This is a genomic window from Brevibacillus brevis (genome assembly GCF_001039275.2).
Classification (GTDB): Bacteria; Bacillota; Bacilli; order Brevibacillales; family Brevibacillaceae; genus Brevibacillus; species Brevibacillus brevis_C.
The window spans coordinates 6,216,876-6,237,856 of record NZ_CP030117.1; the positions used below are offsets into that span (position 1 = coordinate 6,216,876).

Below are 20,981 nucleotides of genomic sequence, written 5' to 3' on the forward strand. Positions count from 1 at the left end.
CTATAACAATTGCTTACTAAGGTAATATTTGGTCATTGTAAAGTTTCTGTGCATAGTCGGTAATAATCCCGCCGACTCCCGCCTCGGTTGCCCGCTTCATATCTGCTTCCTCGTTAACGGTATACACGGTCAAAATGATTCCCCGATGCTTGGCAAAACGAATTAGCTCTGGCGTGACAATCTGATGGTTGATAAAGTATTGGGCATTCAGTTGAACCGCGTCTGTTACCTGCTTTTCGGCATACTGTTCCAGCTGTTCCTTTGGCTTGGTCCCGCTCAAGGTAAAGCCCAGTCCCAATTCCGGATTGAGCTTGGCGAAACGCTCCAATACTTCTGAGCTGAAGCTGCTGACAATTACATCTTCAACCATGTCGTGCTCCTTGATAGCCTTCGCCATTTCCTTTTCGTACCCAATCCCCTTTGCTTCCAGAATGAGCACCGCTTTGCCCTTGGCCGCTTCCAGCAGTTCATCCATAGTAGGGATGACAGCATCGGTAATCTCAGGCTGGTACCAGGAAGGATTTGCTGGATCGAGCTTGTTCGCGTTCAATTCGCGCAGTTCCTTCAGCGTGAAATCCTTTACCTTCCCTGTACCGTTGGTCGTACGCTCCAGATCAAAGTCGTGGATCAGGACAAGGTGGCCATCCTTTGTTTTGTGAACGTCTGTCTCGATAATTTCCACACCCAGCTCCATCGCTTCTTCAAAGGCGTACATCGTGTTTTCCGGCTTTAAGGAAGGAATACCTCGATGCGCCATCACCATCGGAGGTTGCGTGATGCTTTTCTCCGGGTATGCATTAAGCAGCTCATGTACCTCTTTTGGATCGTGTGAGACAACCCCCGCCACACCCATCTCGATCATTTCACTCGCTTGGCTCTTGTTCGCCCGATCAATTCCCCACACGGACAACCCGCGATTGCGGAAGTAGCGAATGACATCCTCCGTCATCGCCGTTTGCGAGAGAACGATCACATTGGAACGACTGCTCCTGGCTGAGCGCACGAGCTCCTTTTGCTTCTTTTCGTTCAGCTTGCCGTCGATATACACGAGGGCACCACGGTATTCATTGTTTTTCTCCCGCATCTCTTGGACGATTTCCGGTCGGGAAGACACAATGTGCACATCAGTGAGGTTCTCTTTCTGGAGCAGGCGGTCGACCTCCGCTACCAATTTCTTGTCCTCGATATGAATCACCGGGATCGCCTTGCCCTTGATCTGCTCCAGTACCTCGTCCAGTGATGTGCCATCCTGAGTGACGACTCCGTTCTTCCCGGATTTTTTCACCGGAATAAAAATGGACGACGCTTCTGCTTCCAGAATCGCATCGATCTCGGACTTCTTGTCGTACATGGCAATCACCGTCGGCGGAAGGACAATTCCCGTCTTAGGTTCAGGGACAATCAGCACGTCTTCCTTCAGATCAGAGACCGGAATCTTGTCTTTTCGGGCATTCGGTCCAAACAACAACTCACCAGGGGTCGGCTTGGGCTGATCGACAAAATCTCTGGACGCATCATTCGTATCCTTTTCCGTCAGGCGTTCCATCGAGTGTCCGCCAGCTACTCCCGGATGAGAGGTAACTCCCGGAACCTTCGCATCCATATAAGCCATCGAATCCACCACATTGTACTCAGGGTCCATCAAAATGACGTGGTCGCCGCCATTCGCCAAATAAATGCTGCCTGTCGCCCAATCTGTCGGCAATAGCTCAGGGACGTCCTCCATGGAATCGAACAATTCAAAATCAGGCGTGACGTCATGGCGTTCCACGATTCCGTCAGCATAGCGGGAAATGACAATCGTCTGGTAAGGATCAATCATGGTGCCTTCCGGAAACGCATGCATCCCTTCATTTCCTCCACGCTTTTCCTCGTCGCCGATCATGTATCCACTCAAATCAATCGGATCGTCGGAGATATTGGTGATTTCGATAAACTCGCCTGTGCTTTCATCAAAGAGAGGATCATTGACAACTTCTGTGATGAGCAAGGTTTTGCTCACCGCGCTTTGTGCCATCACGGACGGCATACTGCCTGTCACCAGACTTGCTGCCATTAGTGACCACAACCACTTTTTGCTGCTCTTTCCCAACTCCATCTCCCATGCCTCCTCGTTTTCCTACTCGACTTGCACCATGGCTTCCATCGTCGGAAGGATGTAATCTGGCTGAATCTCTGTGGCTTCCAGTTCGCGGCTGGTTGTCACACCTGTCATGACCAGCGCCGTTTTCATGCCGCTGTTTTTCCCAAGTAAAATGTCTGTTTCCAAACGGTCACCCACCATGACGCATCTTTCTGGCTGCACTTGGAGCTGTTGAAAAACCTGATCGGCGTAGTACCGGGACGGCTTGCCAGTCATCGCCCAGACAGAGGCTCCACCAGCCGTTTCAATCGCTCTCGCCAACGCCCATGTATCAGGAATAGCTCCCCCTGGCACCGGACATAGCGGATCGGGGTTCGCTACGATCAGGTGTGCTCCGTTTCGCACAGCGTCAGCAGCCTGTTGCAGCTTTTCATACGTAAATGCACGGTCCATTCCAACCAATACATGCGTTGCTTCCTCCGCATCTTGCACCTGCTTTATATGAAAGCTCGCAATCTCTTCCTCCAAGGCAGGCTCCCCAATGATCAGGACACGCGCTTGCTCCGCATTTTCTTGAAGATACAATCCCGCCGCATAGGCAGCCGTCATGATTTCTTCCCGCCGAGCAGCCAATCCGAGCTTCTGGAGGCGAGTCTGACAAGCTGTTCTTGTCTGTACCGTCGTATTGGTCAAAAACATGATTTTTTTCTGCTTCTCCCGCAGCGCGGCAAGTGTCTTTTCCACCCCAGGAAGCAGTTCATTCCCGAGAAAAATCGTTCCATCCAAATCAAAAAAATACGCATCGTACCTATCTGTATCTAGCAAATCCCCTGCTCGCTCCTTTCATTCGAAAACACAAAAAGCCCTCATACACGGCAATAGCACAAAGAAACAAACCGATCGAACGGTCTTTTTCGAATCTATTGCTGTATGAGGGCTTTCTCCACGTCTCGACCCACTTACAGACGTTATTCATTTGGTTGATAGATCGATCATAACAAGACATTGTTAAGGGATTGTTGAGCTACTTTTGGTTTTATGTGAACAACGCCAAAACTAACCAAGTGATTGATGCCAAAAAAAGATTGCAAACTGTCTAAGAAAGAGTAAAATTCTTTGTGGATGATAATGATATTCATTATCGAAATATAATCATATAATTATACACTCATATCATATGAAGGGATGTCTTTTCATGATTCAAAAATGGGGTTATCCAATCGCCGCAGTTGTTCTCAGCTCTTCCTTGCTCGCCGCTTGCGGAAACGCACAAACACAAACCGAAGAGAAAAAACCAGAAGCCGCTCAGCCTGACAAGCCTGCCGCTGCTGATCAGTCTGCGTCAGCGAGCACTGCTTCTGCTCCTTCTCCTGAGCTGCAAGCTTCTATTGATCAATACCGAAAATGGGTCGTCGACCAAACCGACCAATTCGTAAAAGCAACAGAAAGCTTCACCACCGCCGTCAAAGCAGGCGATATGGAAAAAGCGAAAAAGGAGTATGCTCCAGCCCGTGCGTACTTTGAGAGAATCGAACCTATCGCAGAATCTCTCGGCGATTTTGACCCGTGGATCGATGCTCGCGAAGGCGATGTGCCTGATAACGAATGGCGCGGCTATCATAAATTGGAGAAAGCACTCTGGGAAACCAAATCGGTTGCTGACCAAGGAAAAGTCGCGGATCAACTGCTGCAAGATGTGAAGCAGCTCCGCGTAAAAGTAGAGAGCGTCGAAATCGATGTGCCTATGCTGGTAACGGGTGCGGTCGAGCTCTTGAACGAGGTATCGACAAGCAAGGTGACTGGCGAGGAAGAACGCTATTCCCATACGGACTTGTACGATTTCGCTGCGAACGTGGAAGGCGCTCACGAAATTTACAAAGTATTGAAGCCTGCTGTTACAGCGAAAGACTCTGCTCTTGCTAATGAAATTGAAGCTCGCTTCGCTGATTTGGATAAAGCACTCGCACCATACCGCAAAGGCGACGGCTATGTGCTGTACACGGAATTGAAGGAAGACCAGGTGAAAAAACTGAGTCAGTCCCTCGATGCATTGGCTGAACCATTGTCCAAAATGGGTACGATCGTAGGAGGCTAACAAGATGAATGACAAGCATCTCGCAAACACCACAGCGAACAAATTCACACGTCGAGAAGCTCTGAAGTTGGCTGGTGTCGGGGGGATTGGACTGCTGTTGGGGGCGACTGGGGTCAATAGCCTTTTATCCTCCTCTCCTAAAAATGAGCAGACAAGTGCCACTCCGACCGGTGCAGATGAGGTCATTCCCTTTTATGGCAAGCATCAGTCCGGGATCATTACACCTATGCAGGATTTTATCTGCATGGGTGCTTTTGATTTGACGACGACCTCGCTAGGGGATGTCCGCACCTTGTTTCAAAGCTGGACGCAGGCAGCAGCACGCTTGACTGCCGGCAAAAATGTCGATGAAGAGAGCGATAACACCCTTCTTCCTCCTGTCGACACTGGGGAAGCCATGGGCCTGCGCCCAATGAAATTAACGATCACATTTGGGCTTGGTGCTTCCTTCTTTGATGAGCGCTTTGGCCTTACAGCCAAACGCCCAGCTCCTTTGGTCGATTTACCTCGTTTCAACAGTGATGAAATGCGAAAGGAATGGTCGGGTGGCGACATTGTCGTGCAAGTCTGTGCCAACGATCCACAGGTCGCCTTCCATGCCCTGCGGAACTTGGCCCGGATCGCTCGAGGCAAAGCTGTCCTCCACTGGCTACAGGAAGGCTTCCAGCGTACCAGCGCATCCGACCCGACTGGCTCCACACCGCGAAATCTGATGGGCTTCAAGGATGGCACGAACAATCCGCAGGTGAACGATCCCGCTACCGCAAATGAAGTCGTCTGGGCTAACACTGCTGAAAGTCCCGCGTGGATGGCAGGCGGAAGCTACATGGTCATGCGTCGAATCCGCATGCGGATCGAGGTGTGGGATCGCTCCACCCTCACCGATCAGGAGAATACGTTTGGCCGTCACCGTTTAACCGGAGCTCCGCTTGGCAAAGCAAATGAGTTCGACGAGCTGGAGCTGGATCGCAAGGATGCCAAGGGCAAACCCGTTATTCCTGTGGATTCCCATGTCGCCTTGGCCCATATGGAGGGCAAGGTGAAAATTTTGCGGCGCGGTTACTCCTATTCGAGTGGAATGGATCTCAAAACTGGTCAGCTCGATGCTGGGCTTTTGTTCATTTGCTTCAATCGTGATCCGCGCAAGCAATTCATTCCGATGCAACAAAGGCTCGCATCCGTCGACCTGCTCAATGAATATATCACCCATGTTGGCAGTGGTTTGTACGCCTGTCTTCCTGGTGCAAGTGAGGGCGGATACATCGGGGACACACTATTTTAACCAACTACCAGGGATGGAGTGAACACCTTGAAACGCTATCTGTTTATCATTTGTACCTGCATGCTGCTATGGACATCTGCTCTGTCTGCTGCTGTAGCCGCGCCGCTGGTGCCAGAGCAGCTCAAGCAAATAATCGCCCTCTCTAGCGATGCCCTGATTAGCAGTGGAGATAACAACTGGGAAGAAGCAGCTAAAGCGATCAGCAGTATGAAGAGCATCTGGGAGGGCAATTCGGAAGAAACCTCCGCAGATGCACAAGCATTGACGCAAGCAATCGTGGAAGCAGAACAAGCCCTTGCCCAAGCGAAGGCGAATCCTGACACTGCAAAAGCAGCCATCTCCAATCTGGCAAAAGCAACGGATCGTTACGTCTCATCCAAAGAAGAAGGCGGTCAGCCAAAAGAACGCGCGCACAAGCAAATTGCGGCATTGCTACCTCTCTTGCAAAACAGCATGACAGCCATCACGGAAGGCGATCTGACGAAAGCCAAGCAATCGTACAACAGCTTCGTCACCGGCTGGTACAAGGCAGAGGGTCTTGTACGAGCGGAAAATGCCGCAATCTACGGGGATATGGAAATCAAAATCAGCAGTGCACGCATTGCCTTGAATACAGAACCACCCGACCCTAAAAAGAGCGCAGAGAAAGTACAGGCACTCATTACTACCGTTGACAATTATTTGTCAGGAAAAGCAGGCCAACAGGCAGCTACGAATGCTTCTACTGAGCAGCCGTCCATCTCGTCTCTCCTGGAACTCCTTGCCTCGGTAGAAACAGATATCGCCAATCAGGATGCAACCGCTGCTTCGGACAAAATGGAGACCTTTATCACCGCTTGGCCCTCTGTGGAAGGCGTGGTCATGACGAAATCGCAAGCTACCTACAGCAGCATCGAAGCCAAGATGGTCGCCATCCCGACACTCATCCTGTCCAATCCCCCGCAATGGGAAAAGGCCACGGCTCATCTAGCGGAAATGAAGACAGAGCTGGCGCCGTTTGCGACAACGTCCTCGTACACCGCTTGGGATGCGGGACTCATCTTGTTCCGCGAAGGACTGGAGGCTATCTTGATCATCGTCTCCCTGCTCACTGTCCTGAACAAGTCAGGCAATGCCGACAAGCGCAAATGGATTTGGTCTGGGTCCATTGCCGGGATCGTAGTTTCCGCCATTCTTGCCGTCATCCTCAGTTTCGTTTTCTCTAACCTCTCCACAGGTAACTCGCGAGAAACGATTGAGGGAGTAACTGGACTGATTGCCGTCTTCTTTATGGTGACGATTGGTGCCTGGTTGCATAAGAAGTCCAATTTGCAGGCATGGAATCAGTTTGTCGAGAAATCTATCGGCTCTTCTTTGGCAAAAGGAGCTCTGTTGTCACTCTCATTCACTGCCTTTCTCGCTGTCGCCCGCGAAGGGGCAGAAACGATTATCTTTTATATGGGGATGGCCGCTACAATCTCCATGACAGACCTAGTGATTGGCATTTTGAGCGCACTTGTCGTCCTAGCCGTGATTGGTTTGGTCATCATCAAGCTCAGTGCACGCATTCCGGTTCGTCCGTTCTTTTTTGTAGCCAGTCTCTTGCTCTACTACATGGCGTTTAAATTCGTTGGCGTCAGCATCCATGCTTTACAGGTGACCGGAAGCTTATCTGCACACAGCAGCGATTACTTGTTGTATGCACCAACTCTCGGCATTTACGCGAGCTGGGAAACGACGATCCCGCAATTGATCATACTCGTGATCGTTCTCGTCAATTTGTTCCTGTATTCGCGGAAAAAAGCAGCCACTCCGATTCCGCGGGTAAACTAAAAGAGAGAAAACCTGAAAAACGCAGCTCCTTCATGAGGGCTGCGTTTTCTTGTAAACCCCGATATTATTTTTGGCAATCATTCTTTATCGCAAGTTCACATTTTTTCTGTTATCGTTAAATATTTATGGGACAAGTTATGTTACCATATTACAGGTGTAACCTTCTTTTTACATTTTTCGTCATTAGAAGGTACGAGATTCGATACTAGGATAGGAGTTAGATATGGGGGCAACATCAAATTCTGTTAAAGTTGACGTCAAAACAACGCCACGCGTTCGACAAAATATGGTCTACCTATTAGTGAAGCAGCTTCGTCCACATCAATGGACGAAAAACCTGCTTGTCTTTGCTGCCTTGCTATTTTCCTTGCACAAAGTAAGTCCGGATGTCATTGGAAAATCAGTGCTGGCCTTCCTGCTGTTTTGTTTTGTATCTGGCTGTGTCTACATCCTCAATGATTTTGTCGATATCAAAAATGACCGAAATCACCCGGAAAAACAGTTCCGGCCCATGGCTTCTGGTGCATTGCCTCCAGCGCTCGCATTGGCATTCGGTGCGTTTTTACTACTGGGTTCCCTTTTCAGTGCTTATTACTTTGACCGATTATTCGCGCTCGTACTGCTCGTTTACTTTGTGCTCAATGTCGCTTACTCGTTGAAGCTGAAGCATGTGGTCATTCTGGACGTCATGATTATTTCAGCCGGTTTTGTTTTGCGTGCCATCGGTGGAAGTCTGATGATCCAAACGCCGTTCACCCCGTGGTTTTTGCTCTGTACGATGCTGCTCGCGCTGTTTTTGGCCATCAGCAAACGTCGCCACGAGCTGATTTTGTTGCAGCAGGATAAAGGAACGCATCGCAAAGTGCTCGACAGTTATTCCTCCGAGCTGTTGAATCAGTTGAATACGATTGTGACGACCATGACGATCATCAGCTATTCCTTGTTCACTTTTACATCTGGACGCACGATTCACTTGATGTGGACCATTCCGCTCGTGATCTTTGGTATTTTCCGTTACCTGTATTTGATCACCGTCGCAGGCCAGGGCGGCAGTCCGGAAAAAGTTTTGTTGCAGGACAAGCCGATTCTCATTACGGTGTTCCTGTATGTTGTCATGGTGGCCGGGATTATTTACGTATTTGAATTTAAATAAGGTTATAAGGAAGTTCAAAAAGTTGTCTTTTGATCACGAAGTAGTCTAAAAAGCTATTTCGACAACGAAGATGGCGTTCACCTCCGAAGTCCGGTGCTCATGTAGTTTACCTACACTGCGCTCCTCCTTCGTTCGGTTCTCGCCATCTTCTCGGTGCTGAAAAGCCAGCTTTTTGAACGTGTTTTTAAGTAGGAAGTTACTTGCACAGATAGGTTGTGGATCAGGCTATGCCATCAATTGTTCTAATCATCATTTCCGTGGTCCTCAGTGCGTGTGGACAAGTCGCGATGAAGATGGGCGCATCCTCGCTCACCAGCAACAATGACATGCTGCTACTGAAGTTCCTGCACTATTTCACGAACCTGCCGATTATGGTGGGACTTGCGCTTTACGGACTTTCTGCGTTTATCTGGATTGCTGCGCTGGAAAAGGTGCAGCTCTCCTATGCTTATCCCATGGCAGCACTCGGATACGTGTTGGTAGCTGTGCTGTCCTTCTTGGTCTTCAACGAACCATTGTCCCTTACACGTATTGTCGGTCTGGCGATTATCGTTGTGGGCGTCGTCGTCATTTCCCAGTCGTAATCATCATGTAGAGGAGTTTTACCATGTTATATGCAGTAGCGCCGTTCATCGGCTGGCTTGTGTCCGGAATAACCAAATTTTTGATTAATTACCTCCGTTTTGGGTCCCGGGCCAAAGAAATGGTCGGGAACGGCGGGTTTCCCAGCACGCACACAACTGTTATGGTCACAACTGTGTTTTTGATTGGTTTGCAGGAAGGCTTTACTCATCCTGCATTCGGGCTGGGTGTGGCTGTGACGTTTATTGTGATCATCGATGCGACTGGATTGCGCAGAGCGGTAGGAAAACATGCAGAAGCACTCAACAAGCTCGCAAAGGAACATCCGGACGTGTTTCCCACCAAACCTTTGCGCGAAAGCATGGGACATACCAGATGGGAAATTGCCGGGGGGCTGGTGCTCGGGGTACTGCTTGCGACCATATTGCATCTGCTGGCAGCGAACCTCCCTAACCTCATTGGCTAGTAGATTCGTAGACAGGAGATTATGTTCATGAATAACCGTACAGCTACGTACTCGTTCCTGCTCGGGACGGCTTTGCTATTGTTTATGGCTACGATTGTGCTTAGCACATCGGTTTTATTTTTATTCGGCGTATCCGTGACGGCCGCCAGCTTTTGGATTGGCCTCGTTGCGGCTTTGGCGGCGATGGGCGGGATGGTGTCAGTCTTCGTAAGTTCACGTCGTCGGGCCTGGTTTTTCTCCCTGTTGGCTGGACTGGCGATTGTGTCAGGCATCAGCTACTCTATCAGCGCCAATACGTTTGATCTCTCTTTTGACGGACAAACGTATCATCAAGAAGCAATCGTGAAGATAACCGAAGGCTGGAATCCGGTTCATGACCAGCCTATCCTCAAGCCTCCTGGTTCAAAAGAAGTGGAGGAGATGGATAATAGAGAGGTTCTCTCGGCCTTTCACCTGTGGATCAATCATTACGCCAAAGGTCCTTGGATGCTCGATGCCGTCATGTATAAACTGACTGGTCAGATCGAGGTTAGCAAAATATTTAACCTGTTGTTGATTGCATCGTCCTTTTTCCTGACACTCGCTGCCATCCAGACCGCTTTCCCAGAGAAAAAAGGGACTGCGATTGCCTTCGCCCTGCTCGCAGCGTTCAATCCAGCGGTGATCACGCAATCAACTTCCTTCTATATTGACGGACAGCTCGGGTCACTCGTGCTCATCATCTGCGCTCTCGGCTATCTGCTGTATAAGCGCTACCATGTTTGGACGCTACTAGCGCTGTGCGCAACACTCATGCTGCTGGCACAGATCAAATTCACGGCATTGGGGTATGCCGGATTGCTCGGCTTGGCGATTCTCGTGCTCTTCTTTTTCTACGATCGCCGTCAGCACATCAAGAGCATGCTCGTGTGGCTTTCGGTTAGTCTGGTTATCACGGTAGGGGTTGTTGGGTACAATCCGTATGTCACCAACACGCTAGCAAAGGGACATCCGTTTTATCCGTTGGCGGGTAAAGGCGCCGTTGATATCATGACCTCGAACAGCCCGCATGGCTTCAAAGACAATACGAGCATAGAAAATCTGGCTATTTCCTTATTTTCCAAATCGGAAAACATCGCAACTCCCCATAGCCCTACATGGAAAGTGCCATTTACGGTCACAGGGAAAGAGCTCGCCGTGTTCTACTCTCCTGACGTGCGTGTAGCCGGATTCGGACCGCTTTTCGGAGGAGCTATGATTGTCACATGCCTGATTCTCGTCGCCTTGCTTTTGGGGACTCATCGAAAAAAAGCGGCACCTTTCTTGTGGATCAGTCTGGCGCTCTTCGTGACTGTGCTCATTAATCCGGAAAGCTGGTGGGCGCGCTATGTTCCGCAGCTTTGGGTGATTCCACTCTTGATTGCGCTGGCAGTTTGGGATCTCCAGAAGGGCTTTTTCCGCCATGCGGGCAAGGTTTTGGTCGTCATCTTACTCGCCAATATGGTGATGGTAAATGCTTCTCATATCATTGGACAATCTGGCGCCAATGCGTTTGTGAAAAAGCAGCTTGAAGAGCTTAAGGCAAGCAACAAAACGCTGGTCGTAGACTTCCACCATTTCAATGCGGTGAAAGTACGTCTGCAAGAAGCTGGCATTCCTTTCGTTGAGCAAAAGCTGGATAAAGGCGAAGAAGTCAAAGGATTTATAACTACGCGTGCGGTTTACCTGTTGAAATAAAAGATAGAAAGGGCGTCTCTAAGTCGGGAAATCGACATTTGAGACAGCCCCTTTTTTATTTTTAAGTTTGTGTAGTGGACGAGACATCAGATTGCACAAATGTAAAAATTTTCATAATGGTTTCTGGAAGACTATGGTAAAGTTTACTTGTGTTGATTATCCAGAAGGGAGTGTGCATCATGCCTGTTGAAACATTCAAAGCAACTGCACATCTACAAAAGGGAATGGTTGTGAAGGCCAGTTCCAGAAATTTCGAGATAACCATCGATGAACCGAAAAGCTTGGGGGGAACGGATACTGGGATGAACCCGGTTGAACTGGTACTCTCCGCATTAGGCGCATGCCAATCTATCGTTGCCAGAGTATATGCCAGGAAGTTTTCTATTCAACTCGACGATTTTTGGGTAGAAGTCGAAGGCGATCTCGATACAGATGGCTTCATGAACAAATCTGATGTTCGACGCGGGTATTCCGAGATTCGATACACCTTTCATATCAAAACCGATGCTCCTAGAGAGCAAGTAGAGTCTTTTGTGGAGTTTTTGGAACAGACATGCCCGGTTGGAGATACGATTGCGAATCCTGTTACCCTTAAGTTAAACGGAATTGTTATTGAAAAGCCGAGCGAGATAAAGGCGAATGATTAAAAATAAGGCTCCCTATTGGGAGCCTTTGTCGTATTTTTGATTTTTACATAAACACAAAGTAAATGACCGCTGCCAGCACCAAACGGTAAATCGCAAACGGTGTCAGCTTAATGCGATTGATCAGCTTCAGGAAGAAACGGATCGACAGAAGCGCGAACACAAACGCGCTAATAAAACCGACGACGAAAAACGGAATGCTGTCCATCGTAATCGCATCCCAACGCTTCAACAGCGACAAAAAGCTTGCGCCCGCCATGATCGGCACAGCCATAATAAACGTGAAGTCTGCCGCCGCCCGATGGCTCATACCCAACAGTACGCCCCCCGAGATCGTGGAACCCGAACGGGAAAAGCCAGGCCACAGGGAGAAGCATTGAATAAGTCCGACCAGAAACGCTTGCTTGTACGTAATTTGGTCAACCGACTCGATCTTGGCACGCTTTGGTCGGAACCAATCCGCAGCCAACATGAGCAGAGCGCCCAGCACCAGACCGATTACCACGGTCTTCGTCGAGAACAAATACTCATCGATGTAGTCGTCAAACAAAACACCCAGAATCCCCGCCGGAATCAAACCGACAATGACCGTAGCCAAATTCAGCCGAGGTCCTGCCTGAACCTCACGCTTACCAGCCAGTCTGTTGAGGCCGAGCAAGCTCATGAACCGATCCCACATCAAAACGACAACAGCCAAAATCGAGCCGAGCTGAATGACAATCTTGAAGGTGTTCGCCACTTCTGGTGAAAACATCTCCTTCGTTTGGAACAAAAAGTCATCAACAATGATCATGTGACCCGTAGAGGAAACAGGGGCAAACTCAGTCAAACCTTCTACTAGCCCCAGCACAATCGCGACAAAAGCTTCCCAGAGACCCAAAAATTCCACGCTCCTATGAATGATGTCCAAAATCAATATGCAGCAGCCACCCTGTAAAAGAGCAGACTACTGCTTCTAGCATTATAACGTTCATCTCCGGTACAAAGTTACATTGTGATAGAAAAACATTCTAGTAAATTATTGATGGGATTTCCCACAGTGAAAGCCCTCATGTTTTTCTTTATTCATTTAACTCTACAAGATGTGAATCGAAAAGCTGCGCAGGAAGAAGCGAATTTCCAGTCCAAGCGCCTCTGGAGCCCGCCCCAGCTTCGGAATAAATGGCGGGGAATTTCAGCTTCACTTATGAAGGACATCCTCGAAACTTCTACGTTTGAAGCGCTCCCACCATTTATTCCGAAGCGGACAGTCATACCCCTTGCGGGGCGTAGGCCGAAGCGTAGACTTGAAATTCGCTTCTTCCCCCACCAAAAGCCCCTACCGGTTCACATATTGCAATGTCCCTTCCCCCATGTCACCTAGTCGCCAAAGCGCGATTTTCTCGATGCCCGCCTTCTTCGCAACTGCAACCCATTGAGACAGTGTCTCTTCATCCGCATACCAAACTGTGTGCTTTTGTCCGTCTTCACCCATATAGTCGAAGTACAAACTGCCACTTGCTTTATCCCGCTTTGGCGGCTCGATGCTGGAGATAGCAAAGTCTGCTGCCTGTTTTTCCGTCACAGCCGTCACTTTTCCATCAGAAGCCCAATCAAATCCACCTACAGAAAGGGCCATGATTTTGTCACTCGGCACTTTTTGCATGCGCTGGGCAAGCTCCTCAATAAATGCATGATCGGCTTTGGGACCTGGCTCTGTATTCATACCGTACAAATTATACGCCATCATGACGTAAGTAGGCCCCTTTGGCAATGCCAACTCTTCAATCGGCGCGCGCGGCTCCAATACGATGCGAAGCGACTTTTCCTCCTGCTCCATTTGCTGGTACAAGGTATGGATAAAAGTAAGGAAGTTGTCCCAGTCTTTCTCGTCAATTCTCTCATAATCGATTTCCAAACCATGAAAGCCATTCTGGATCACGGCATTCTTGATCTCCATAATGTGCTTGGTACGGCTATCTTCTGTCGCCATGAGCCTGCTGACAATCGACGGGTCCTTTTGAATCTGCGTACCATCACGGTTAAGACGATCATTCACAATGGTCAAATCGAGATCGACATAGCTGCCCTGCTTCGAGGCTTCCTTGATCTCAGGCATCGCCTTGGTCATGCGGTCTGTAAAATGTAGCTTGTCATTTTCATCAAAATACGCCGCGAAGACTTGCACACTGGACAAGCCATCCGTCATCCTGCGGAAATCCTCCAAGCCGGATTCCCACTGCCAGTCTACTACCCAGGCAGACAATTCCGTCGTTTTGTTGGCAGCATCTACAATCTCCAAGTTTTCAGTATCATTCCATTTCATCATGTACCACACGAGGGTGATACACACTACTATCAGAAGAGCAGTCAAAATGATCGATCGTTTCTTGATGTTTGACACCTTACACGGATCCCCCTTGTTTCGGATTTAAAAGGTGTCGATGACCCAGTCCATTGTGGTAGAAAAAGCTTTCTTGATCGAACTGACGACTCCTGCAAGCCCTGTCTGCACATTACTGAACAGCATCTGCTGGTCACCATTCGGTTGCGCCAAGGACTCTATCTTTACGTCCGCAAACACCCCGTCATAAATGTCGTCCTTTTTGTTCCCTTCACTATAGGCCGCTTCCAATGCGACACCACCGCTGCTAATGCTTGGGCCGATCTGTTGCTTTTCCAAGAGCGGTATCTTGTCCACGGAAACACTGAGATGGTCACCTTGAACCATAATTTCGAATGGACGCGTATTTTTAATGTTGATCGGGTATTTTTCCAGCTCGGGAGCACCAGACTCGCCTTGCTCTCTCGTATAAACTGACGCACGGTCGAAGGTCAAATCCTCAGGATTCCAAATCACTTGGCTCAATTCCGTCTTGAAAAGCTCCTGAACCTCTCCTTTTTCCTTCTTCTGCTCGACGCGCAGCTCATTATCATGCAGGACGACCCGTACAAAGCTACCTTTTTCCTGATCATAGCGCAAATAAATCGACTGTTTGCCGATTACATTCCCTTCCAGCTTGGCAGAAAGCTTGATATCTTCCTGGCTGTCGCTGTTTTTTAAATATAACATGCCAGAGCCAGTAGCTGGAGAGGTCAGGACGATCTGATCCTCCATAAATTGCGCGGCGCCACCGAGACGATCCCACTCTTTAGCCTGCTCTTCATCGCCGCGAACGAAGCGAATCTTTTCGTCGGTGTCTTTTTGGATGCGCATCAACAAATGATTCGTGTACCAGTAAGGCTCTGGCTGCACGCGAGTCAGGTTGTACAGATCACCCTCCCTGTCGTTGTAGGCGTTTCCTTCCCGGTTAAAGTGCATCGTAAAATACTTTTTGATATTCGCGTCGTTCGCATCTGCTACCAAGCGATTCATTCCGCCATACAGGGTGTTCGCATGCATAATCATATAGGCACCCGGGACAAAGCCCAATTGATCCATATACGTATCATTCATCAGCTTGTAGTCTGCGTTGATTCTCGCTTCCATCTTGTTTCTGTCTTCTATCGGGATCATATTGCTGTCACGGATAAAGTCCATCAAGTAGTGGTTATAGTAGCCCACCTTTGCTTTATTCGTTAATTCACTCTCATCCTTTACCCCGATGAAATTACCCTGATCATCAAACACATTGATATACGTCAACCGATAGCCGTTGGAACCGAGCTCCCAGAAGCCATTTTCCATCATTTTTTTCAAGTCTTCCGGCTGCAGGAATTTGTTCTCGCTGTTTCCCATCTTGTTGCCGTAAGACAATGCCGTTGCTTTGAAGTTGTACTTCTCCAAAAACGTCTGCGCAAACAAGCTCGAATCGTTGCGACCATCTTCAAAGGATAAGAACAGTGCCTTGTCAGGAAGTGGCTTATTCTTCTTGTAAAAGTCCAAGATATCTTGTTGCGAGATCGTTTGATAGCCCTGGTCATACAACGCCTGAAGCTGCTCGTCCAATTGCTTCTTGGCTACTAATTTCGGTGTACCTGAACGACCTACGCCAAAATAGGAGATGGCGATAAAGCCTTTTTCATTCGTCCAGCTCGCTTTATTCGGTTCCTCGTACTTTTTCCAATCAAATACGGCATTGAATAACATGACGCCCAAGACGACTAGGATAGCGACCTGGATCAGCGTCTTGATGAATTTATTGCGATCTTTTTTCCGATAGTCCAAGACATCGCTCGTCGTTTTCCCCATAACTCCTGACACCCTCACTCCCTTTGTCTTTCCCTCTTAAAATGGCAGGCCAAAGCCCTTCTTGTTCTTCTTTCGGGCTTCCTTTTTCAGTCTCGCTTCGACATCCTGTGGCGTTTCTCGCGTACCCCAAGTAGATTTCCAGAATGTCACCCAAGCTACTGGCATCTGCCATAACAGCACCAGCTCATAAAACACACAAAAGACAATCCCGAAAACCCACAGCTTGCTTCGACGAAAAAACAGATGGGCCAAGCTCATTAAGAGCGCCATCAACAGCAAGCCTATTAAAAACGTACCCGGGAAAATGTGATGAACGAGCGGAACGTATACGAGGTTGTACAGTACGATGACGGGAGCAGCGATAGGAACAATTAGACCAATGTAAAAGAAGATCGCCATAAAAGGCTCCTTGCGCCAAATAAAACCGCTGGCACGCAAAGATTCTCTCAACCACGAACGCTTCCAGCGCATCTGCTGCTTCAAAAATACGTTCATGTCTGACGGCACAATCGTCGAGCAAATCGCAGAATCCTGATAACCTGTCCGATGTGTTCGCAAAATAAAGTTGGTCATGCTTCGGTCATCGCCAAAAGTGGCGGGCTGCCCGAGAAACTTCTGATTCAGCCATGCTTCAGAATGCTGCAAAATCAATTCCTTGCGATAGCAAGACAGCGGCCCAGACAAGCAAGTGACACTGTCAAACCACGACTCAGCCGCCTTCATGATACGAAAAGCAATGTAGTAACGAACCGTTTGCAGCTTGGTGATCGCGTTGGTGAACTTGTTTTCCACATCCGTACGCCCTGCGACACCACCCATTTTCGGGTCTTGGAAAGGCTGTACGAGGTTGCGAATCGCAGTCGGTTCCAAAAAGCTGTCCGAATCAACGAAGACTACCAAATCGTGCTTGGCCATTTCCACACCTTTTACCAAAGCGACCCGTTTCCCCCCGTTTTCCGGAAGAATGTGCATCTTTACGCGTTCGCGGGTCATATAGCGCTCGGCCTCGTTATGAATCATATCGATGACCTTTTGAATCTCTTCTGCCGATCGGTCCGTCGAGCGGTCGTCTACCACGATGACCTCCAGCTTATCAATCGGGTAGTTCTGATTCACACAACTCAAAATCGTCCGGTGAATCCACTCCTCTTCGTTAAAACACGGAATAATGATGCTCACGCCCGGTGTATAGTCAGGATTGACGGGAACCTCCCGATAAAGAGCACCGAATAAATACCGTGTCAGCAAAAAGGCAGCGGCAATCAAGCTGTACAAATACAAGTACATGTTGTATTTGAAATAAATCACGCTCTCCGCGCGCATGAGCACGATAAACGCCGCAGCGAAAAACAGGGAAGCACTTGCGATATAAATGGCGTATCCCCAGCGCTTTTTGCGAAAATACTCGGTCAGCGGTTTGGAAAACTCAAAGGCGAGCATGAATTTCTGACGCCCGTCCTCTTCCTGCGTAAACCGGCGAACAACAGTTGCATCCAGCTTCACCGTTGACTCATAGCCTTCTGGCATTGTGCCTGGTGGGATCGTGCAATGGATCATAAACACTTGTCCCACCTGGATATCTTCCATCTCCGAATCTAGTTCAACTAATAGGCCCGTCGAAGAAATATCGACGGCTCTGGCCTTGATTCCATCCTGGACCCGCTGTTTCTTGGTCAATAGCGTCACCGGGAAATCCGCCATATAGCGCAGACTCAGCATCCGAATGCGATTCAAATATTCCGGGTCCTCTAGCTGTCCTGGCTCATCCGTATCTTTCGCACCGCGTCGGTCCACTTGGACACGAATTTTCTCCGGGTCTGGCACATTCGATAGCATGCGTCTCTCCGTTTTGGAAACCGTCAGCACCTCTTCGATTTTCTCTTTCTTTTTCGGCTTTATTTTCTCTATCAACTGTTTCATCCCTGTCGCTCTCTCCCCTCCACTGCCTACAAGCTCCAGTAATGAAATCCACTGTTTTCAAAGTCAGCTTTGGAATAAATCTCTTTTATATCGATCATGATTTTCGCTTCGTTCTTGCCGTACATCGCGGCAAAATCAGCGACTTCCATCTGGGCAAAGGGAGTATGCGGTACCGCTACAACCACAATGTCCAAGTCATGGAGAGCCTTCGTTTCTGACAGCTCGATGCCGTATTCCTCGTATGCCTCCCGAGGATCTACCATCGGGTCTACGACTAGTGGGTTGATCCCGTATTCCCTCAGCTCCTCAATGATATCCGTCACCTTGGTATTTCTGATATCCGCGCAATTCTCTTTGTAGGACAGTCCGAGTATGCCAATCCGTACATCCTTGAGGTCGAGCTTTGAACGAACAGCCATTTTGATAATTTGTTGGGCCACATATTTCCCCATGCCATCGTTAATGTGTCTGGCCGCCAAAATAATGCGGGAGCGATAGCCGCTGTCTTCTGCTTTGTATGTTAAATAGTAAGGGTCGATACCGATGCAATGCCCGCCGACCAAGCCCGGTGAAAAAGGGAGGAAGTTCCACTTGGTTCCTGCCGCTTGCAATACTGCTTTCGTCGGAATATCCATCTGGTTGAACAGCATGGCCAGCTCATTCATAAACGCAATATTGACATCCCGCTGAGCATTTTCAATGACTTTCGCCGCTTCCGCTACCTTAATGCTTTCTGCTCGATAAACGCCTGCCTTGATCACGAGCTCGTAGACGCTTGCTACGATTCCCAGTGTTTCTTCATCCATCCCCGATACGATCTTGACGATGTTTTCCAGACGATTTACTTTGTCTCCCGGGTTGATGCGTTCAGGTGAATAGCCGACCTTGAAGTCTAGGCCACAACGCAGGCCCGATTCCGCCTCGATGATTGGCAAGCAGACGTCTTCGGTTGCCCCTGGATAAACGGTGGATTCAAAGACAACGATTGACCCTTTTCTCAACTGTCTGCCAACCATGCGGGATGCACTTTCTACATATTTCAAGTCGGGGACATTGCCGCTTTTGACCGGAGTAGGTACTGCCACGATAAAAAATCGCGCTTCCTGCAATCTATTTTCATCTGAAGTGAATTCAATAGCGGTGTCACTCGTCAGCTCCTGATCCACGTCAGCATCATGAAAGTGTCCCTTTTGATAGGCTGCTACTTTCTCTTTGTTTACATCGAATCCAATCACAGCAGCACGCTGGGATAGTGCCATCGCAATCGGCAAGCCTACGTACCCAAGACCGACGACAGCAATTTTTTCTTTCCTCTCCACAATCCCTTCGTACAAACTCATAAGCTAGCTCCCTCTCCCTGTTCTATTTTGGCTTTATTGGCCAAACATCGCTGTCATGGGTACAAGCGTGTATCCCTTGCTTCTAAGCTGATCAATTACGATTGGTAGCGCCTCTATTGTGTGAATGTCATCGAGCATGTGCAGCAGAATCACACTTCCGCTCCGCGTCTGCTCCATAATGGTTTTGACGATATCGTCGGTACTCCGTTTCTTGTCGTAATCGGACGGCGTCACATCATAAATCGTAATATCCTCGTAGCCCGTCGCTGCAATCGCCTTGAGTGTCTGTTCGTCAAACGCCCCGGTTGGCGGTCTGAAATACATCGTCGGCTTCTGCTGAATCGCTTCGGTAATAATCTGATGGGCTTTGACAATCTCTTTTTGCAATGATTCCGGCGCTATTTTGGTATTCACCGGATGAGAATAGGTGTGGTTGGCTACGTCGTGTCCCGCTTCCGCAATCGCTCTCGCCAAGTTTGGATTTCGCTCTACACCATCTGCACGAAGGAAAAACGAAGCCTTTACTCCTTTTTTGTCCAAGATATCGAGAATCTTCGTAACTGTTTGATCCGTACCCCAATCATCGAAGGACAAGGCAACCATCTTCTTGTCTGTTTCTTTTCGATAGATGAGATTTGGCTTGGACTCGTGATACGCCGCATTCATTTTTGCTGCATCAAAACCCGGAATTTCTTGCAGCGGCTTACGCTCCCGGCCTTGTGCAATCAACTCGTGTAATGGGACGAATCTGTATCCGACATCCGTAGCTGCTTCTGAGAGAAGACGGATGTTTTCGATTACAGACTTGTTCTCTTCTGTGTCCATCGCGATGATACCGCCGCGATTCATGTACTTTCTTAAGTAATGATTTTTTTGCTCTTCCGTCTCTTTTTGCCAATTGTGCAGAAACAGACTGGAGGACACGACCGCTTCTTGTCCATTGTGAGCGGCTGCCAATCGAAGATCGTCGGAGTAATCGCCCGACTTCGTTCTGATATACTGCGGTGTTTTATCGGTCTCTCTTTTGATGACCTCATTAGCCAATTTGATATCTTCGTACATTTTCTCGTAAGGTTGGCCCTGCAAATCCGACTTGTTCAACGTATTGTTTTCGATCTCGTGACCTCTGGCGACAATTTCCCGCGCAATGTCAGGCTCTTCCGCTACTCTCATTCCTGGCATGAAAAAAGCTGCCTTGATGTGGTACTTGTCCAACTCATCGAGCAGTCTTTTCATCGTGTCCTTATCTGCCATCCCATTAAAAGTAAGAGCAAGCTGTCTTTGCGTCGTGTAGACCATAGACACCGCCTTGCTCTTTTCCCCTTGGTAACGCTCGATTTTTTCAGGTTTGGCTGGCGCTGGGCCGTTATCTGCACCGTTTTCTTTCCCCTGAAACGGTGAACAGCCTGCCAACAATGCCACGATCGCTACCAGGGAGATCCAGTGAAATAATTGGAACCCACTGGCCCCTTTTTTATGACTAATCATGATTGTCCCCTTTTCATGTAAGAAATGCCCTTTACGCATAAAAAAACGACTATTTCATCTGCGTAACAAGTAAAGTGTAATCAAACACTCTTCCGCAAAAATGAACATAGTCTACCTCCACACGCTAGACTAACATAACCACCTATACCAAACAACTTTATGAAGCGGTTTCAAATATGACAATTTATGGGGAACATAAAAAAAGACGAGCCTCATCAGGCCCGTCATT

The 20,981-nt window shown here is 48.7% G+C and carries 16 protein-coding genes; 8 read left to right on the forward strand and 8 right to left on the reverse strand.

Annotation, left to right across the window (positions count from 1 at the left end):
- Window positions 1-16: 16 nt before the first annotated feature.
- Entirely contained in the window at window positions 17-2,098 is a 2,082-nt protein-coding gene (locus tag AB432_RS29420) for a glycerophosphodiester phosphodiesterase family protein (protein ID WP_048035323.1), read from the reverse strand.
- 21 nt (window positions 2,099-2,119) lie between these two features.
- Window positions 2,120-2,908 carry an HAD-IIA family hydrolase gene (locus AB432_RS29425; protein ID WP_048035324.1) on the reverse strand — a complete coding sequence of 263 codons (789 nt, stop codon included), beginning with the start codon at window positions 2,906-2,908 and terminating at the stop codon, window positions 2,120-2,122.
- 370 nt (window positions 2,909-3,278) lie between these two features.
- On the opposite strand from AB432_RS29425, the gene efeO reads away from it, so the two are divergent.
- From efeO to AB432_RS29465, 8 genes are all read left to right on the forward strand, one after another.
- Window positions 3,279-4,178: an iron uptake system protein EfeO gene (gene efeO, locus AB432_RS29430; RefSeq protein ID WP_048035325.1), complete on the forward strand. Its 900-nt coding sequence runs from the start codon at window positions 3,279-3,281 to the stop codon at window positions 4,176-4,178.
- Between the two features lie 4 nt (window positions 4,179-4,182).
- A complete protein-coding gene (efeB, locus tag AB432_RS29435) occupies window positions 4,183-5,460 on the forward strand; it encodes an iron uptake transporter deferrochelatase/peroxidase subunit (protein ID WP_048035326.1) in 1,278 nt (425 codons plus the stop codon).
- Between the two features lie 27 nt (window positions 5,461-5,487).
- Window positions 5,488-7,272 carry an FTR1 family iron permease gene (locus AB432_RS29440; RefSeq protein WP_048035327.1) on the forward strand — a complete coding sequence of 595 codons (1,785 nt, stop codon included), beginning with the start codon at window positions 5,488-5,490 and terminating at the stop codon, window positions 7,270-7,272.
- Window positions 7,273-7,495: 223 nt separating this feature from the next.
- Window positions 7,496-8,425: a decaprenyl-phosphate phosphoribosyltransferase gene (locus tag AB432_RS29445; RefSeq protein WP_048035328.1), complete on the forward strand. Its 930-nt coding sequence runs from the start codon at window positions 7,496-7,498 to the stop codon at window positions 8,423-8,425.
- 227 nt (window positions 8,426-8,652) lie between these two features.
- Window positions 8,653-9,009, forward strand: coding sequence for an SMR family transporter (locus AB432_RS29450; RefSeq protein ID WP_048035329.1), 357 nt, complete (start codon window positions 8,653-8,655; stop codon window positions 9,007-9,009).
- A 23-nt stretch (window positions 9,010-9,032) separates the two neighbouring features.
- Window positions 9,033-9,473: a divergent PAP2 family protein gene (locus tag AB432_RS29455; RefSeq protein ID WP_048035330.1), complete on the forward strand. Its 441-nt coding sequence runs from the start codon at window positions 9,033-9,035 to the stop codon at window positions 9,471-9,473.
- Between the two features lie 27 nt (window positions 9,474-9,500).
- Window positions 9,501-11,189: a hypothetical protein gene (locus AB432_RS29460; RefSeq protein WP_048035331.1), complete on the forward strand. Its 1,689-nt coding sequence runs from the start codon at window positions 9,501-9,503 to the stop codon at window positions 11,187-11,189.
- 179 nt (window positions 11,190-11,368) lie between these two features.
- Entirely contained in the window at window positions 11,369-11,836 is a 468-nt protein-coding gene (locus AB432_RS29465; RefSeq protein WP_048035332.1) for an OsmC family protein, read from the forward strand.
- 43 nt (window positions 11,837-11,879) lie between these two features.
- On the opposite strand, the gene AB432_RS29470 is transcribed toward AB432_RS29465, so the two are convergent.
- The 6 genes from AB432_RS29470 to AB432_RS29500 all read right to left on the reverse strand — a co-directional run bounded on the left by AB432_RS29470 (window position 11,880) and on the right by AB432_RS29500 (window position 20,752).
- A complete protein-coding gene (locus AB432_RS29470; RefSeq protein WP_048035999.1) occupies window positions 11,880-12,713 on the reverse strand; it encodes an undecaprenyl-diphosphate phosphatase in 834 nt (277 codons plus the stop codon).
- Window positions 12,714-13,151: 438 nt separating this feature from the next.
- A complete protein-coding gene (locus AB432_RS29480; RefSeq protein WP_048035333.1) occupies window positions 13,152-14,216 on the reverse strand; it encodes a glycosyl hydrolase family 18 protein in 1,065 nt (354 codons plus the stop codon).
- A gap of 27 nt (window positions 14,217-14,243) precedes the next feature.
- On the reverse strand, window positions 14,244-16,004 hold the full coding sequence (locus AB432_RS29485; RefSeq protein WP_048035334.1) for a polysaccharide deacetylase family protein: 1,761 nt from the start codon (window positions 16,002-16,004) through the stop codon (window positions 14,244-14,246).
- 36 nt (window positions 16,005-16,040) lie between these two features.
- A complete protein-coding gene (locus tag AB432_RS29490; protein WP_048035335.1) occupies window positions 16,041-17,924 on the reverse strand; it encodes a glycosyltransferase in 1,884 nt (627 codons plus the stop codon).
- A gap of 26 nt (window positions 17,925-17,950) precedes the next feature.
- Window positions 17,951-19,264 (reverse strand): nucleotide sugar dehydrogenase, encoded by a 1,314-nt coding sequence (locus tag AB432_RS29495; RefSeq protein WP_048035336.1) that lies wholly within the window; start codon window positions 19,262-19,264, stop codon window positions 17,951-17,953.
- Between the two features lie 33 nt (window positions 19,265-19,297).
- The gene (locus AB432_RS29500; RefSeq protein WP_048035337.1) at window positions 19,298-20,752 is read right to left on the reverse strand and encodes a polysaccharide deacetylase family protein; all 1,455 of its coding nucleotides are present in this window, start codon (window positions 20,750-20,752) and stop codon (window positions 19,298-19,300) included.
- Window positions 20,753-20,981: the final 229 nt, after the last annotated feature.

What these genes read in the sequence shown, in the direction of transcription:
- AB432_RS29420 (WP_048035323.1), bottom strand. Translation starts at nt 2,098, where the DNA reads ATGGAGTTGGGAAAGAGCAGCAAAAAGTGGTTGTGGTCACTAATGGCA.
- efeO (WP_048035325.1), top strand. Translation starts at nt 3,279, where the DNA reads ATGATTCAAAAATGGGGTTATCCAATCGCCGCAGTTGTTCTCAGCTCT.
- efeB (WP_048035326.1), top strand. Translation starts at nt 4,183, where the DNA reads ATGAATGACAAGCATCTCGCAAACACCACAGCGAACAAATTCACACGT.
- AB432_RS29445 (WP_048035328.1), top strand. Translation starts at nt 7,496, where the DNA reads ATGGGGGCAACATCAAATTCTGTTAAAGTTGACGTCAAAACAACGCCA.
- AB432_RS29450 (WP_048035329.1), top strand. Translation starts at nt 8,653, where the DNA reads ATGCCATCAATTGTTCTAATCATCATTTCCGTGGTCCTCAGTGCGTGT.
- AB432_RS29455 (WP_048035330.1), top strand. Translation starts at nt 9,033, where the DNA reads ATGTTATATGCAGTAGCGCCGTTCATCGGCTGGCTTGTGTCCGGAATA.
- AB432_RS29460 (WP_048035331.1), top strand. Translation starts at nt 9,501, where the DNA reads ATGAATAACCGTACAGCTACGTACTCGTTCCTGCTCGGGACGGCTTTG.
- AB432_RS29465 (WP_048035332.1), top strand. Translation starts at nt 11,369, where the DNA reads ATGCCTGTTGAAACATTCAAAGCAACTGCACATCTACAAAAGGGAATG.
- AB432_RS29485 (WP_048035334.1), bottom strand. Translation starts at nt 16,004, where the DNA reads ATGGGGAAAACGACGAGCGATGTCTTGGACTATCGGAAAAAAGATCGC.
- AB432_RS29490 (WP_048035335.1), bottom strand. Translation starts at nt 17,924, where the DNA reads ATGAAACAGTTGATAGAGAAAATAAAGCCGAAAAAGAAAGAGAAAATC.
- AB432_RS29495 (WP_048035336.1), bottom strand. Translation starts at nt 19,264, where the DNA reads ATGAGTTTGTACGAAGGGATTGTGGAGAGGAAAGAAAAAATTGCTGTC.
- AB432_RS29500 (WP_048035337.1), bottom strand. Translation starts at nt 20,752, where the DNA reads ATGATTAGTCATAAAAAAGGGGCCAGTGGGTTCCAATTATTTCACTGG.